We start from the raw sequence: 13775 nt of genomic DNA, 5'->3' as shown, positions 1-13775 counted from the left end.
TGCAGGAGATGGATTCAACGATGGAATCGGCTGTTTTGGAGAAAAATGCGACCGTGCGACCAACCGGGTTTTTTCCCGGCATCCGGCTCGGCGTATCGCTGCTTTTCCTTGCCAATGGCTTTGCCGCCGGTTCCTGGGCGCCGAAAATCCCGGAATTCGCCCAGCGTCTGGCGCTCGGCGAGAGCGCACTCGGGGTCATGATCATGATCTTCGGCATCGGCTCGCTTCTGATGATGCCCGTGGCCGGCGCAATGGTGGCGCGGCTCGGGTCCGGTCGCATCTCGCTCATGTCCGGCTTCGCGCTGATGCCGATGCTGTTGCTGATTACGCTGTCGCCCGGCTGGCTGAGTGCGGCGGTGGCCATGTTTCTCTTCGGCGGTTTCATCGGTGCCATGGATGTGGCGATGAACGCCAATGCGGTGGCGGTGGAAAAAGCCATGCATCGGGCCATCATGTCGTCCTGCCATGCCTTCTGGAGCCTTGGCGGCCTGCTCGGCGCGGGTATTGGCGGCTATCTCATCGAAGTTCTCGGGATATTCGGCCATGCCGTTCTCGTGACCGTCGTCATCGGCTTGCTCATTGCCGCCACCTGGCCGGTTCTCTACCGCCACGACGCGCCGGAGGCCAGTGTGGACGGAGGCAAGGAAAAACTGCGGCTGCCGGCAACGCCCTTGCCCTGGCTGATCGGCCTCATTGCGCTGTTTTCGATGATCCCCGAAGGCGCGATGCTCGATTGGAGTGCGCTTTATCTCAAGAACGAACTCGGGGCTCCGCTTGCCGTTTCCGGCTTTGCCTATGCCGCCTTCTCGCTGACCATGGCGGCGATGCGTTTTGCCGGCGATCTCGTGCGTGATCGGTTCGGGCCGGTGAGGACGCTGCGCGCATCTGCAGCGCTTGGCATGATCGGCCTCTTCATCGCCGGTGTCGCGCCCACCACGACTGTCGCGCTCATCGGGTTTGCCATTGCCGGTATCGGCATTGCGAACATGTCACCGATCATCTACTCGGCGGCGGGTTCCATTCCGGGCGTGCCCTCCGGCATCGGCCTTTCTGTGGTCACGACGCTCGGCTATTCCGGTATCCTGTTCGCGCCGTCCATCATCGGTTTCATTGCCGCCCATGCCGGTCTCGGCACGGTATTCATGGCCATGCCGCTTCTGGCGCTCACGGTATTGGCGCTTTCGCATCTGGTGCGTCACGCCGAACGCAAGTGACTGCTTGAGAAAAGTGATGGCCGAAGCGGTTGACAAGGCGTAAAGCTTGCGCCACCTCAAAATCAGTCAGTCCGCTTGTTCATAAGGGCCGCCATGTCGTCTTGCCTTGCCGATTACGATCCGAAACCGCGCCGCGCCTCCGTCGCCGTCGATGTCGGCGGCGTGATTGTAGGGGGAGGCGCCCCGGTCGTGGTGCAATCCATGACCAACACCGATACGGCGGATGTGGACGCCACGGTGGCGCAGGTCGCGGCACTGTTCAAGGCCGGGTCTGAAATCGTGCGCATCACCGTCGACCGCGACGAGAGCGCCGCTGCCGTGCCGAAAATCCGCGAACGCCTGCTGCGCCTTGGGCTCGACGTGCCGCTGGTAGGTGATTTCCATTATATCGGCCACAAGCTTCTGGCCGATCACCCGGCCTGCGCCGAGGCGCTGGCAAAATACCGTATCAATCCCGGCAATGTGGGTTTCAAGGACAAGAAGGACAAGCAGTTTGCCGAGATCGTCGAAATGGCGATCCGTTACGACAAGCCGGTCCGCATTGGCGTGAACTGGGGATCGCTCGATCAGGAGCTGCTGACGACCCTGATGGACAAGAATCAGGCAGAGGGCTTTCCGCTGTCGGCCCGGCAGGTGACGCGCGAAGCCATCGTTCAGTCGGCGCTGATTTCGGCCGAACTTGCGGAAGAGATCGGCCTGCCGCGTGACCACATCATTCTCTCCGCCAAGGTCAGCCAGGTGCAGGACCTTATCGCGGTCTATTCCATGCTGTCGGAACGTTCCGACCATGCGCTGCATCTCGGTCTCACCGAAGCGGGCATGGGCTCGAAGGGTATCGTCGCTTCCTCTGCGGCCATGGGCTATGTGCTGCAGCAGGGTATCGGCGATACGATCCGCGTTTCGCTGACACCGGAACCGAATGGTGATCGCACCCGCGAAGTGCAGGTGGCGCAGGAACTTCTGCAGGTCATGGGTTTCCGCCAGTTCATTCCGGTCGTTGCCGCCTGTCCGGGTTGCGGGCGCACCACGTCCACCGTATTCCAGGAACTGGCGCAGCGTATTCAGGACGATATTCGCAAGAACATGCCGGTCTGGCGCGAGAAATATCCGGGTGTCGAGGGGCTGAACGTCGCCGTCATGGGCTGCATCGTCAATGGTCCCGGCGAAAGCAAGCATGCCGATATCGGCATTTCCTTGCCGGGCACGGGCGAGACGCCGTCCGCCCCCGTCTTCATCGACGGTCAGAAGGCCATGACGCTGCGCGGGCCGAACATCGCCGCCGATTTCGAGGCGCTGGTGATCGAATACATCGAAAAACGCTACGGTTCGGGAAAACAGGCTGCGGAATGAGCCCGGCCTTCAAGATTTGGCCTTAATCAAAAGTAAATGCTTCTGCGATTCAGTTCGACGCATCACGGCTGGTTCGGCAGTGCTGGCTTGCACACAGGGATATTCGGAGCTTTCATGTTGAAAAAGGTTATCACGCTGGCCGTTGCAGCCGGCCTTCTGGCCTCTTGCACCACTACCAATCCCTATACGGGTGAACAGCAGATGTCGAAGACCTCGGGCGGGGCGCTTCTGGGCGCGACCGTCGGTGCGCTCGGCGGTCTCGCCGTCGGTCATGACGCCAACAGCCGCCGCAATGCCGCCCTCATCGGCGCCGGCATCGGCGCGCTCGGTGGCGGTCTCATCGGTAATTACATGGATCAGCAGGAAGCCCAGCTTCGCGCCGAACTGCAGGGCACGGGTGTTTCCGTCACCCGCGCCGGTGATCGTATCATCCTGAACATGCCGTCGAACATCACCTTCGACACCGATCAGGATGCGATCAAGCCGGAATTCTATCCGACACTGAACTCCGTCGCCATCGTGCTGAACAAGTTCAACAAGACGCTCGTCGATGTGAACGGCCATACGGACTCGGTCGGCAACGCTGCCTACAATCAGGGCCTGTCGGAGCGCCGCGCCATGTCGGTGGCCACCTATCTCGGTGGTCAGGGCCTCGACCAGCGCCGCGTTTCGGCGCTCGGTTACGGCATGTCGCAGCCCGTCGCCTCGAATTCCACGCCGCAGGGCCGCGCCCAGAATCGCCGCGTGGAAATCCAGATCGCCCCGATCCGTCAGGGCTGATCCAGCGCATTTGTTTGTTGCGGGAGCGCCCTGCCATGCCTGAACCGGCGGGCCGCTCCTGCGGCACCTGCATTCTCTGCTGCTGGCTGCCGGATATCGACGCGCTCGACAAACCGGCGAATGTGCCATGCGCGCATTGCAGCCCGGCGGGAGGCTGCGCGATCTATCCCGCCCGGCCCCGGCTCTGCCGGGATTTCTTCTGCGAATGGATGACGGATGCGCGGCTAGGCGCCGAATGGGAGCCGACTGTCGCGCATATGATGGTCTACCGGCAGGGACCCCAGACGACCATTCTGGTCGATCCCGCTTATCCCGATGCATGGCGGCAGGAGCCCCATGTCAGCCAGCTTCGCGAATGGGCGAAGGCTCCTGAGCCTGAGGGCGGTTACGTCATCGTCTTCGTTGGCGATGATGTGTTCAAGGTCAGGCCCGATCCGGGCTGACGATCAGTTCGCGCTCTCGAAAATTGCGTCGAGCGCGGCAATCAGCCGGGCACATTCGGCTTCCGAGCCGATGGTGATGCGCAGGAAATCCGAAATGCGGGGCCTGGCGAAATGGCGCACGATCACGGCGCGTTGTCTGAGCGCCGTTGCCAGTGTCTTGCCTTCGAAACCGGGTTTACGAGCAAAGACGAAATTGGCCTGAGAGGGCAGCACTTCGAAACCGCGCGCCTCAAGCTTTGCTGTCAGGTCCTCACGAATGGCGATCAGCCGGTCGCGATGGCTGGAGAACCATGCCTCATCCTCTATGGAGGCGATGGCGGCAACCTGCGCCAGCCGGTCCAGCGGATAGGAGTTGAAGCTGTCCTTCATCTGCTCCAGCGCCTCGATCAGCGGGCGCTGCGCAATCGCATAGCCAATGCGCAGGCCGGCCAGTGATCGCGACTTGGAGAAGGTGCGGATGACAATGACATTCTCATGTGTGGCAACGAGAGGAATGGCGGTCTCGCCGCCGAAATCCACATAGGCTTCGTCGATCGCCACGACCTGATCCGCATGGGTGCTGGCCAGTTGCGAGATATCGGCAAGCGGCAGGCCGATGCCCGTCGGTGCGTTCGGATTGGGAAGGATGATTGCGCCACAAGGTCCCGCATAGTCCTCCGGACGAATACGGAAATCGTCCGAAAGCGGAATGATCCGCGTGTTTATGTCGAAGAGGCGGCTATAGGTCGGGTAGAAGCTGTAGGTGATGTCTGGATAGAGCAAAGGCGCGTCGTGCTTCAGCAGGCCGGCAAACAGGAAGGCCAGCACCTCGTCCGAGCCGTTGCCGACGAAGACCTGATCCGGCGATACGCCGTGATAAGTGGCCAGGGTCTGGCGCAGACGGGTCGCTGACGGATCCGGGTAGAGCCGGAGGTCGTCGGTTGCCGCCGTGCGGATGGCATCGAGAACGCGGGGCGATGGACCCCACGGGTTCTCATTGGTGTTCAGCTTGATGAGATCCGGAATGGCTGGCTGTTCACCGGCCACGTAGGGTTCAAGCGAAGCGACGAGGGGCGACCAGAATTTGCTCATGCTCAGTTCTTTCGCTGGGCCACGAAATGGGCCGCTTCCACCAGAATGGCGGCGCGGTCGCCATAGGGGGCGAGGAGGGCGGTGGCCTCGTCGATCAGCCGGGTCAGTTCCGCCTCCGCCCATTCCTTTCCGTGCAATGCCACCAGCGTTCCCTTGCCGCGGGCGGCATCCTTGCCGGCGGCCTTGCCGAGCGTGGCGGCATCGGCGGTCAGATCGAGCAGGTCGTCGGCGATCTGGAAGGCGCGGCCGATGATTTCGCCGAAGCGGCGCATGCGCTGCCGGTCTTCGGTGGATGCGGCCGAGAGGATGGCGCCGGCCTCACAGGCAAAACGGATCAGCGCGCCGGTCTTCATGGCCTGAAGGGTGACGATGCCCTGCTCGCCCGGGCGGTCCTTTTCGGCGGCGAGATCGAGCGCCTGGCCGCCAACCATGCCGCCTATGCCGGCGGCGCGGGAAAGCGCCAGAACCAGTTGCGTCTTCTCCCTGTCGGCCAGCGGTGTTTCCGGTGCAGCGATGATGTCGAAGGCCAGCGTCAGCAGGCCATCACCGGCGAGAATGGCGGTCGCCTCGTCAAAGGCGATGTGGACGGTCGGCTGCCCACGTCGCAGATCGTCGTCATCCATGGCGGGCAAGTCGTCGTGCACCAGCGAATAGCAATGCAGGCATTCGAGCGCGGCGCCCACGCGGCGGGCGGCAAGCGCGCTGCCGCCGAAAATAGCTGCGCTTTCAATGACGAGGAAGGGCCGAAGACGCTTGCCGCCGTTCAGAACGCCGTGGCGCATGGCTTGCAGAAGCCGGGGCGGGCGGGCAATCTCGTCGCTCTCCGGCGCATCGGCCAGAATGTGTTCCAGGAGCTGCCCGATACCGGCCGCCCGGTTGCGCAGACGCTGTTCGAAAGTCTCTGACGTGCTCATGCGTGCTGTTTGGCATGAGGCGGGTTTCGTTGCAACGGGAAAGCGGCGTCCCACTCTGGCCTTGCGGGCTGTCGCGGGCTATTTATGCCTATCAAACCCGGCAGTGGTGGAAGGTCGCGTGGATATTGAAGCGGAAGGCAAGACGGATGGGGGCGGGGAGGCGGTGCGCGCCCGGCGCTTTCTGCCGTCCGTTCAGGGCCGGTTCCGTTCCATTCTGATGGGCGTCGGCTTTTTCGTCCTCATCCCCTATGCCCTTATCGTTCTGTACTGGCTGCCTTTCGTTCGGCCCGTCTCGACCCTGATGCTGGCCGATCTTGCCTTTTTTCGCGGTTATGACCGGCAATGGGTAGAACTTGATGACATTTCGCCGAATGTCGTGAAGGCGGTGATGATGTCTGAGGATGGGCAGTTCTGCGCCCATAACGGCGTCGACTGGGGCCAGTTGCGTGGCGTGGTGCAGGATGCGCTTGACGGTGAGGCAACGCGCGGCGCCAGCACGATCACCATGCAGACGGCCAAGAACCTCTTTCTGTGGAATGGTCGCTCCTTCCTGCGCAAGACGCTGGAGTTGCCGCTGGCGCTTTTCGCCAATACGCTGTGGTCGAAGCGGCGGACGATGGAGATCTACCTCAACATCGCCGAATGGGGGCCTGGGCTCTATGGTATCGAGGCGGCGGCGCGGCATTATTTCAAGGTGCCCGCTGCGAAGCTGTCGCTACGCCAGGCAACGCTTCTTGCGGTGTCGCTGCCCAATCCCGTTCTGCGCAAGGCCTCCAAGCCGACCCGCAACATGACGCGTCTCGTGCCGGTCATCGAGCGGCGGGCGCGGGCCTCTGGCGATTATATCACCTGCATTTATAACTGAGTTCTGGGGAATTCATTGGTCCCGCCCACCCTGCTGCGATTATCTTCGCGCCAACATGCGTGAGGGGTTCAATGGACAGGTTCGTTCTCTATATCGGTAACAGAAACTACTCCTCCTGGTCGCTACGGCCATGGATGGCGTTTGAGGGCTGCGGCATTCCCTTCGAGGAGGTGCTCTTGCCCTTCGACTTCGAGAACGGCAATCCGCATCTTCTTGAAGTCTCGCCGACCGGGCGCGTGCCGGTGCTTCACCATGGTGATATGCATGTGTGGGAATCGCTGGCAATCATCGAGTATGCGGCCGAGCTTTTTCCTGAGGCCGGGCTCTGGCCCGCCGCTCGCCACGCGAAGGCCATTGCGCGCTCGGTTTCCATGGAGATGCTTTCCGGCTTCGTCGCCCTGCGGAGCGCCTGTCCCATGAACATCCGTCGCCCGAAACGGGCGATTGCGCTGCCCGCGGGCGTGGCGGCCAATGTGGCGCGCATCGAAACGATCTGGCGCGAATGCCGGGCGACCTCGGGTGGACCTTTCCTGTTCGGAGCCTTTTCGGCGGCGGATGCGATGTTTGCGCCGGTCGTCAGCCGCTTCGATACCTATGATCTCGTTAGGTCGGCGGATACGCTCGATTATATGAATACGATCAAGGCGCATCCGGCCTTTGTGAAGTGGCGAGACCTTGCCTGTGCCGAGCCCTGGATCGTCAGGCAAGACGAGGTCTGAGGATTCGTGAAAAAATGCGTCCGGGGACTGGTCAAAGCCCCGGCTTGTATGTATAAGCCAGCCAAATTCCCGGATCGACAGGGTTTCTGTGTGCGCGGTTTTTCCGCGGGCCCCGTCCGGAACGTCAATTGGAGTTGAGAAAATGGCTGTACCGAAGAGAAAAACGAGCCCGTCCAAGCGCGGTATGCGCCGTTCTGCTGACGCGCTGAAGGGCTCGGCTTACGTCGAGGACAAGAATTCCGGCGAACTGCGCCGTCCGCACCACATCGACCTGAAGACGGGCATGTATCGCGGTCGCCAGGTTCTGACGCCGAAGGAAAGCGCATAATCCGCGCATTCCGTCTGGAATGAAAAAAGGCCATCCCTCGGGATGGCCTTTTTGTTTGTCCTGACGGTGAAGATCACGCCGGCGGGCTCCTCTTCCCGCCGGCGGATCGCGTCGTTTCAGAGGCGGTCCAGCCGCTCCTGCAGCGTGCGGAACTGGGCGCGCAGGTCTTCGATGTCGCGGTTGTCGCTGCGGCGGCGTTCATGGCGCGTTGCACGGAAAGCCGGATGGAAGGTTTCCGCCGTGCGGCGAGCTTCTTCCTCGATCGCGCCCGCGGCACCGCTGGCGGCCCGTTCGGCCATCTGGCTGCGCTGTTCCGTAAAGGTGCGCATGGCGTGGTCGAGAAACTCGCCGGCAATCGCCTGCGACCGGTCGCCATAGCAGGCGATCAGGCGGCGCAGGAAGGCGGGCGTCAAAAGCGCGTTGCCGCCATCGGTCTCCTGTTCGAACACGATCTGCGTCAGGACCGTCTGGGTGATGTCATCGCCGGTGCGGGCGTCGAGCACGGAGAACTCCTCTTCTTTCCGTACCATCTTCGCCAGGTCATCGAGCGTCACATAGGAACTGGTCGCCGTATTATAGAGGCGTCGGTTCGCATATTTCTTGATGATAGTCGTGCCTATAGATTTGGCCATTCTCAACTCCTCCCGTCAAAATGGTCAATTTTTCCTCTTCCATTGGGAGTTTACGCCCAAATCAACGGCAAATACAATCGATTTGTGCATCGCAGCAGCACAGTTGACACAAATCCGGGTTAGTATGGTTTCGCGCATAGCCAAGGCCCGATTTTGCCGGAGGCGGCCCCGCCCCCTTTCGTTTCTGCGAAAAACAGGTTATGAGCGCGGCAAATGAACATGGCGCTCTCCTCTCCTTGCGCCCCAGCCCCAGAGATTTGACAGATGGAACTTCGCAATATCGCGATCATTGCGCACGTTGACCATGGGAAAACGACCCTCGTCGACGAACTTCTCAAGCAGTCCGGTTCTTTCCGTGAGAACCAGCGCGTCAATGAGCGCGTCATGGATTCCAACGACCTCGAAAAAGAGCGCGGCATCACGATTCTTGCCAAGGCGACGTCGATCGAGTGGAAGGATACCCGCATCAACATTGTCGACACGCCCGGCCACGCCGACTTCGGCGGCGAAGTGGAGCGTATTCTCTCGATGGTGGACGGCGCTATCGTTCTGGTCGACTCTTCTGAAGGCCCGATGCCGCAGACGAAGTTCGTGGTATCCAAGGCGCTGAAGGTCGGTCTTCGCCCGATCGTCGCGATCAACAAGATCGACCGTCCGGATGGCCGCCATGAGGAAGTCATCAACGAAGTGTTCGACCTGTTTGCGAACCTCGACGCCACCGATGAGCAGCTCGACTTCCCGATCCTCTACGGTTCCGGCCGCGATGGCTGGATGAACTTCAACCCGGAAGGCCCGAAGGAAGAGGGGCTTGCTCCCCTCCTGGATCTGGTGCTGAAGCACGTTCCGGCTCCGACCGTCGAGGAAGGCCCGTTCCGTCTCATCGGCACCATTCTCGAAGCGAACCCCTTCCTCGGCCGTATCATCACCGGCCGCATCGCTTCCGGTTCGATCAAGCCGAACCAGGCCGTCAAGGTTCTGGGCCAGGATGGCAAGCTGATCGAAAACGGTCGTATTTCCAAGATCCTCGCGTTCCGCGGCATCGAGCGTACCGCCATCGAGGAAGCCCATGCCGGTGACATCGTCGCCATTGCTGGTCTTTCCAAGGGCACGGTTGCCGACACGTTCTGCGATCCGTCTGTCACCGAAGCCATGAAGGCGCAGCCGATCGATCCGCCGACCGTTACGATGTCCTTCATCGTCAATGACAGCCCGCTTGCCGGCACCGAAGGTGACAAGGTTACGAGCCGTGTCATCCGCGACCGTCTGTTCAAGGAAGCCGAAGGCAATGTCGCGCTGAAGATCGAAGAAGCCGAAGGCAAGGATTCGTTCTTCGTTTCCGGGCGTGGTGAATTGCAGCTTGCCGTTCTCATCGAAACCATGCGCCGCGAAGGCTTCGAACTGGCCGTATCGCGCCCCCGCGTCGTGATGCACAAGGACGAAGCGACCGGCGAGATGATGGAGCCGATCGAGGAAGTCGTTGTCGACGTCGACGAAGAGCATTCCGGCGTGGTCGTGCAGAAGATGTCCGAGCGCAAGGCAGAAATGACCGAACTGCGCCCCTCGGGCGGCAACCGCGTTCGCCTGAAGTTCCTGGCCCCGACGCGCGGCCTGATCGGCTATCAGTCAGAACTGCTGACCGACACGCGCGGCACGGCAATCATGAACCGCCTGTTCCACGACTATCAGCCCTACAAGGGCGCGATTTCCGGGCGCACCAACGGTGTGCTGCTCTCGAACGGTTCGGGCGAAGCCGTGGCCTATGCCATGTTCAACCTGGAAGATCGCGGTCCGATGATCATCGAGCCGGGCGAAAAGGTCTATCAGGGCATGATCATCGGCATCCACAGCCGTGACAACGACCTGGAAGTGAACGTGCTGAAGGGCAAGCAGCTCACCAACATCCGCGCCGCCGGCAAGGATGAAGCCGTGAAGCTGACGCCGCCGATCCGCATGACGCTCGATCGCGCGCTCTCCTGGATTCAGGACGACGAACTGATGGAGGTGACGCCGAAGTCCATCCGTCTGCGCAAGCTCTATCTCGACCCGAACGATCGCAAGCGGTTCGAAAAGTCGAAACTCGCCTGATCGGTTCGAGCGATCTCCATCAGACCCCGGCCTTCGTGCCGGGGTTTTTGTTTGTGGGTTGGACGTCTCGGGGGCTTGCTGCAATCGTTAAAAGAAGCTTAACATCGGTCCGTCTCCGATGAGGTTGGAGGCCGGATGCGCGAAAATGTATCGAGTGCGCGACCGAAGGACCGGAGCCGGCGTTATGAAGACGTTAACCATTGATGTGAGGCGTGCCGAGCCTCAGGATGCGGCGTCGATCTCCGATGCACACCGGCTTTCGTGGCAATATGCCTATGCTGGGCTCATTCCGCACAAGGCGCTTACGCGCATGGTGGAGCGGCGACGCGAGGACTGGTGGCGCAAGGCAGCGCGCGGTCCTGCAACGCTTCTGGTGGCCGATGTGGCCGGCGTTATCGCCGGTTATGCGACCTTGGGCCTCAATCGCGCCCGGGCCTTGCCGCAGGAAGGTGAGATCTACGAACTTTACCTGCGTCCCGAATATCAGGGCATCGGCCTTGGCTATACCCTGTTCCATGAAGGTCGCCGTCTTCTCAAATCGCTCGGCTGCTCCGGTCTTGTCGCCTGGTGCCTTGAAGACAGCGAGAACGCCAGCCATTTCTTCCGCGCCCAGGGCGGGTCCGACGTTGCGGAAGGCATGGAGGACTTCGACGGTGTGGAACTGAAGAAGATCGGCTTCGTCTGGCCCTGAGGACATTTCGTTGTCCTCTGGCGGTCATTCCCCAAATTAGGTTTGCGCCTCAGGCGCGCTTTAGCCTACGTGCATGTTGCATTGGTGCTGGAAACTCTTTATCCAAACGGCCAACTTAACCCAGCTTGCAGAGGCTTATCATGCGTATTGATGCGATTGAGATTGGCAAGAACCCGCCGGAAGACGTGAACGTCATCATCGAAGTTCCGGTTGGCGGCCAGCCGATCAAGTATGAAATGGACAAGGAAGCCGGTGCGCTCGTTGTCGATCGCTTCCTCTATACGCCGATGACCTATCCGGGCAATTACGGTTTCGTGCCGCATACGCTGTCCGAAGATGGCGATCCGGTCGACGTCCTGATCTGCAACACCCGCCCGCTGGTCCCCGGCTGCGTCATCAAGTGCCGCCCGATCGGCGTCATGGTCATGGAAGATGATGGCGGCAAGGACGAGAAGATTCTTGCTGTTCCGGTGCCGAAGCTGACGCGTCGCTATGACCACGTTCACAACTATACCGACCTGCCGGATATCACCCTGAAGCAGATCGAGCACTTCTTCGAGCACTACAAGGATCTGGAGCCGGGCAAGTGGGTGAAGATCGCCGGCTGGCAGGGTGTCGACGTTGCCAAGAAGCTGATCGTCGAAGCCATCGAACGGGCCAAGGCCGCCAAGAAGGCCTGATTTCAGGCCGGACGGTCTTGAACGAGCGCTTCAAGACGCTGAACGATATCCTCCGGATCGCCATCGATCCGAAGGATTTTTTGTCTGGCGGTATCGCCGGAGAGCAGTTCGACCGACGATTTGGAAACGCCCAGCATCTTGGCGAGCGCTGCAATCATGGCCTTGTTGGCCTTGCCCTTTTCCGGCACAGCGCTGACGCGCATCTTTAACCGGGTATCGCCATTGGCATCGGCTTCGATGCCGTCGACCGCATCACGCCCACCACTCGGTGTCAGCCTTACGGCAAGGCGTATGTGGTCGTCTGTTTTCTGCCAGGGCAGGCCGCTCACTGCAGCATCGGCCAAATCGTATTCCACATGAAGGTTCGCAGGAAGAAGATCAGGATCAGTACGACAACCGGAGAAAGATCGATGCCGCCGAGATTGGGAAGGATGCGGCGGATCGGCGCCAGAACCGGCTCGGTGACGTTATAGAGAAAGCGGCCGATCGAACTGACGAACTGGTTCGAGGAGTTGATCACGTTGAACGCGTAGAGCCAGGAGAAGATCGCACTCGCGATCAGAACCCAGGTGTAAAGGTTCAGCACCAGATCAATCGTCTGCAACAGGGCGAACATGCATGTCTCCATTTCTTTGTTGACAGAGATGTAGACATTGGCGACTTAACGGACAAGCCCCACTCGATTACCGCGCATCATCATGTTTAACATCCGGGGCCTTGAACCGCCTTCAGGATCGGATTTTCCATGAGCGTTACCCGCGCTGACGATGATCGCTTTGCCGCCTTCCGGCACCGGTCCTATGCGCTGTTCTTCTCCGCGCGCTTTCTGACCGCCTTCGCCACACAGATCATCAGCGTCTCCGTGGGCTGGCAGATGTATGACGTGACGGGCAATGCGCTCTATCTGGGCCTCATCGGCCTGTTCCAGTTCCTGCCGTCGCTTTTCCTCATTCTGGTCACGGGGACAGTGGCGGATCGCTACAACCGCCGGGTCATCGTGGCACTGTGCCTGTTGCTGGCTTCCGCCTGCGCGGCCGGCCTCTTCGTGCTGACTGTGACCGGGTCGTTCTCGCCCTGGCCGGTCTTTGCCATTCTCGGCGTCTTCGGTGTGGAGCGCGCCTTCATGGGCCCGGCCGTGCAGTCGCTCGGGCCCAATCTGGTGCCGGCGCAGGATCTGCCGAATGCGGTGGCATGGAACTCCTCGTCGTGGCAGGCGGCATCCATTCTGGGGCCCGTGGCGGGTGGTCTGCTTTATGGGCTTGGCCCGACCATCGCTTATGGCACGGCTTTCGTGTTCATGGCACTGGGGGCTGTGCTGGTCATCGCCATTCCCAAGCCCGGCGCCCGCACGGCCTCGCGCGCTGTCAATCTCGAAACCATTCTGGCCGGTTTCCGCTTCATTGCCTCGGAAAAGGTGGTGCTCGGAGCGATTTCGCTCGATCTCTTCGCCGTGCTGCTTGGCGGCGCCGTGGCGTTGATGCCGATCTTCGCCCGCGATGTGCTGACGCTTGGCCCCTGGGGACTTGGCCTGCTGCGTGCCGCGCCGGGCATCGGCGCGATTGCCGTGGCGCTGTTCCTGGCCGCCTATCCCATCCGCCATCATGCCGGGACGATCATGTTCGTCGGGGTGGGGCTGTTCGGCTTCGCGACCGTTCTTTTCGGCCTGTCGGAAACCGCGTGGATTTCGATTGCAGCCCTCATGCTGCTCGGCGCATCCGACATGCTTTCGGTCTATGTGCGCGAAACGCTTCTGGCGCTTTGGACGCCGGACGAGGTGCGCGGACGCGTCAATGCCGTCAACATGGTGTTCATCGGCGCGTCCAACGAGCTTGGCGAGTTCCGGGCCGGCACCATGGCGCACGGTGTCGGTGCGGTGCCGGCAGTCATTGTCGGCGGCATCGGCACGATTGCCGTCGCCATCGTCTGGGCGGGACTGTTTCCGACGCTGCGCAAGATCGACAATCTCGATGCGCCGACCGGTGCGAGCCGGGGCTGACGGGCGG

At 61.2% G+C, this 13775-nt stretch carries 16 protein-coding genes; 11 read left to right on the top strand and 5 right to left on the bottom strand.

Annotation, left to right across the window (positions count from 1 at the left end; translation table 11 throughout):
- The first annotated feature begins 20 nt into the window (after positions 1–20).
- The 4 genes from GGQ66_RS12445 to GGQ66_RS12430 all read left to right on the top strand — a co-directional run bounded on the left by GGQ66_RS12445 (position 21) and on the right by GGQ66_RS12430 (position 3787).
- Positions 21–1214 (top strand): MFS transporter, encoded by a 1194-nt coding sequence (locus GGQ66_RS12445; protein WP_237358896.1) that lies wholly within the window; start codon positions 21–23, stop codon positions 1212–1214.
- A gap of 93 nt (positions 1215–1307) precedes the next feature.
- Positions 1308–2564: a flavodoxin-dependent (E)-4-hydroxy-3-methylbut-2-enyl-diphosphate synthase gene (gene ispG / locus GGQ66_RS12440; protein ID WP_183792959.1), complete on the top strand. Its 1257-nt coding sequence runs from the start codon at positions 1308–1310 to the stop codon at positions 2562–2564.
- Between the two features lie 114 nt (positions 2565–2678).
- Complete coding sequence (locus GGQ66_RS12435) at positions 2679–3344, top strand: YiaD family glycine zipper/OmpA-like lipoprotein (RefSeq protein WP_183792957.1); 666 nt, start codon at positions 2679–2681, stop codon at positions 3342–3344.
- 35 nt (positions 3345–3379) lie between these two features.
- Complete coding sequence (locus GGQ66_RS12430) at positions 3380–3787, top strand: hypothetical protein (RefSeq protein ID WP_183792955.1); 408 nt, start codon at positions 3380–3382, stop codon at positions 3785–3787.
- A gap of 3 nt (positions 3788–3790) precedes the next feature.
- Here the strand turns inward: GGQ66_RS12430 and hisC are convergent, their stop codons facing one another.
- Positions 3791–4858, bottom strand: coding sequence for a histidinol-phosphate transaminase (hisC, locus tag GGQ66_RS12425; protein ID WP_183792953.1), 1068 nt, complete (start codon positions 4856–4858; stop codon positions 3791–3793).
- 2 nt (positions 4859–4860) lie between these two features.
- A complete protein-coding gene (locus tag GGQ66_RS12420) occupies positions 4861–5772 on the bottom strand; it encodes a polyprenyl synthetase family protein (protein WP_183792951.1) in 912 nt (303 codons plus the stop codon).
- A gap of 217 nt (positions 5773–5989) precedes the next feature.
- Between GGQ66_RS12420 and mtgA the strand changes: the two genes are divergently transcribed.
- The 3 genes from mtgA (at position 5990) to rpmF (ending at position 7684) form a co-directional block, all read left to right on the top strand.
- Entirely contained in the window at positions 5990–6637 is a 648-nt protein-coding gene (gene mtgA, locus GGQ66_RS12415) for a monofunctional biosynthetic peptidoglycan transglycosylase (RefSeq protein ID WP_237358902.1), read from the top strand.
- A 71-nt stretch (positions 6638–6708) separates the two neighbouring features.
- Complete coding sequence (locus tag GGQ66_RS12410) at positions 6709–7356, top strand: glutathione S-transferase family protein (protein ID WP_183792947.1); 648 nt, start codon at positions 6709–6711, stop codon at positions 7354–7356.
- Between the two features lie 142 nt (positions 7357–7498).
- Complete coding sequence (gene rpmF / locus GGQ66_RS12405) at positions 7499–7684, top strand: 50S ribosomal protein L32 (RefSeq protein ID WP_183792945.1); 186 nt, start codon at positions 7499–7501, stop codon at positions 7682–7684.
- Between the two features lie 116 nt (positions 7685–7800).
- Here the strand turns inward: rpmF and phaR are convergent, their stop codons facing one another.
- Positions 7801–8316 (bottom strand): polyhydroxyalkanoate synthesis repressor PhaR, encoded by a 516-nt coding sequence (gene phaR, locus GGQ66_RS12400; protein ID WP_183792943.1) that lies wholly within the window; start codon positions 8314–8316, stop codon positions 7801–7803.
- Between the two features lie 264 nt (positions 8317–8580).
- Here phaR and typA point away from each other — a divergent pair, with 264 nt between their 5' ends.
- From typA to ppa, 3 genes are all read left to right on the top strand, one after another.
- Complete coding sequence (gene typA / locus GGQ66_RS12395; RefSeq protein WP_183792941.1) at positions 8581–10401, top strand: translational GTPase TypA; 1821 nt, start codon at positions 8581–8583, stop codon at positions 10399–10401.
- A gap of 184 nt (positions 10402–10585) precedes the next feature.
- Positions 10586–11092: a GNAT family N-acetyltransferase gene (locus tag GGQ66_RS12390; RefSeq protein WP_183792939.1), complete on the top strand. Its 507-nt coding sequence runs from the start codon at positions 10586–10588 to the stop codon at positions 11090–11092.
- A gap of 140 nt (positions 11093–11232) precedes the next feature.
- Positions 11233–11772: an inorganic diphosphatase gene (ppa, locus tag GGQ66_RS12385; protein WP_183792937.1), complete on the top strand. Its 540-nt coding sequence runs from the start codon at positions 11233–11235 to the stop codon at positions 11770–11772.
- Between the two features lie 2 nt (positions 11773–11774).
- Here ppa and GGQ66_RS12380 read toward each other — a convergent pair whose 3' ends face one another.
- Complete coding sequence (locus tag GGQ66_RS12380) at positions 11775–12116, bottom strand: DUF167 domain-containing protein (protein ID WP_237358895.1); 342 nt, start codon at positions 12114–12116, stop codon at positions 11775–11777.
- Entirely contained in the window at positions 12098–12388 is a 291-nt protein-coding gene (locus tag GGQ66_RS12375; RefSeq protein ID WP_183792935.1) for a YggT family protein, read from the bottom strand. The genes GGQ66_RS12380 and GGQ66_RS12375 overlap by 19 nt, the downstream gene beginning before the upstream one ends.
- Positions 12389–12517: 129 nt before the next feature.
- On the opposite strand from GGQ66_RS12375, the gene GGQ66_RS12370 reads away from it, so the two are divergent.
- A complete protein-coding gene (locus tag GGQ66_RS12370) occupies positions 12518–13768 on the top strand; it encodes an MFS transporter (RefSeq protein WP_183792933.1) in 1251 nt (416 codons plus the stop codon).
- Positions 13769–13775 lie beyond the last annotated feature (7 nt).

This window comes from Allorhizobium borbori (assembly GCF_014196535.1).
GTDB lineage: Bacteria > Pseudomonadota > Alphaproteobacteria > Rhizobiales > Rhizobiaceae > Ectorhizobium > Ectorhizobium borbori.
The sequence above is the reverse complement of the archived record's forward strand: the minus strand, read 5'-3'. Positions and strand labels throughout refer to the sequence as shown.

Coding starts and splice junctions, on each gene's coding strand:
- GGQ66_RS12445 (WP_237358896.1), top strand. CDS start 21: ATGGAATCGGCTGTTTTGGAGAAAAATGCGACCGTGCGACCAACCGGG.
- ispG (WP_183792959.1), top strand. CDS start 1,308: ATGTCGTCTTGCCTTGCCGATTACGATCCGAAACCGCGCCGCGCCTCC.
- GGQ66_RS12435 (WP_183792957.1), top strand. CDS start 2,679: ATGTTGAAAAAGGTTATCACGCTGGCCGTTGCAGCCGGCCTTCTGGCC.
- GGQ66_RS12430 (WP_183792955.1), top strand. CDS start 3,380: ATGCCTGAACCGGCGGGCCGCTCCTGCGGCACCTGCATTCTCTGCTGC.
- hisC (WP_183792953.1), bottom strand. CDS start 4,858: ATGAGCAAATTCTGGTCGCCCCTCGTCGCTTCGCTTGAACCCTACGTG.
- GGQ66_RS12420 (WP_183792951.1), bottom strand. CDS start 5,772: ATGAGCACGTCAGAGACTTTCGAACAGCGTCTGCGCAACCGGGCGGCC.
- mtgA (WP_237358902.1), top strand. CDS start 5,990: ATGGGCGTCGGCTTTTTCGTCCTCATCCCCTATGCCCTTATCGTTCTG.
- GGQ66_RS12410 (WP_183792947.1), top strand. CDS start 6,709: ATGGACAGGTTCGTTCTCTATATCGGTAACAGAAACTACTCCTCCTGG.
- rpmF (WP_183792945.1), top strand. CDS start 7,499: ATGGCTGTACCGAAGAGAAAAACGAGCCCGTCCAAGCGCGGTATGCGC.
- phaR (WP_183792943.1), bottom strand. CDS start 8,316: ATGGCCAAATCTATAGGCACGACTATCATCAAGAAATATGCGAACCGA.
- typA (WP_183792941.1), top strand. CDS start 8,581: ATGGAACTTCGCAATATCGCGATCATTGCGCACGTTGACCATGGGAAA.
- GGQ66_RS12390 (WP_183792939.1), top strand. CDS start 10,586: ATGAAGACGTTAACCATTGATGTGAGGCGTGCCGAGCCTCAGGATGCG.
- ppa (WP_183792937.1), top strand. CDS start 11,233: ATGCGTATTGATGCGATTGAGATTGGCAAGAACCCGCCGGAAGACGTG.
- GGQ66_RS12375 (WP_183792935.1), bottom strand. CDS start 12,388: ATGTTCGCCCTGTTGCAGACGATTGATCTGGTGCTGAACCTTTACACC.
- GGQ66_RS12370 (WP_183792933.1), top strand. CDS start 12,518: ATGAGCGTTACCCGCGCTGACGATGATCGCTTTGCCGCCTTCCGGCAC.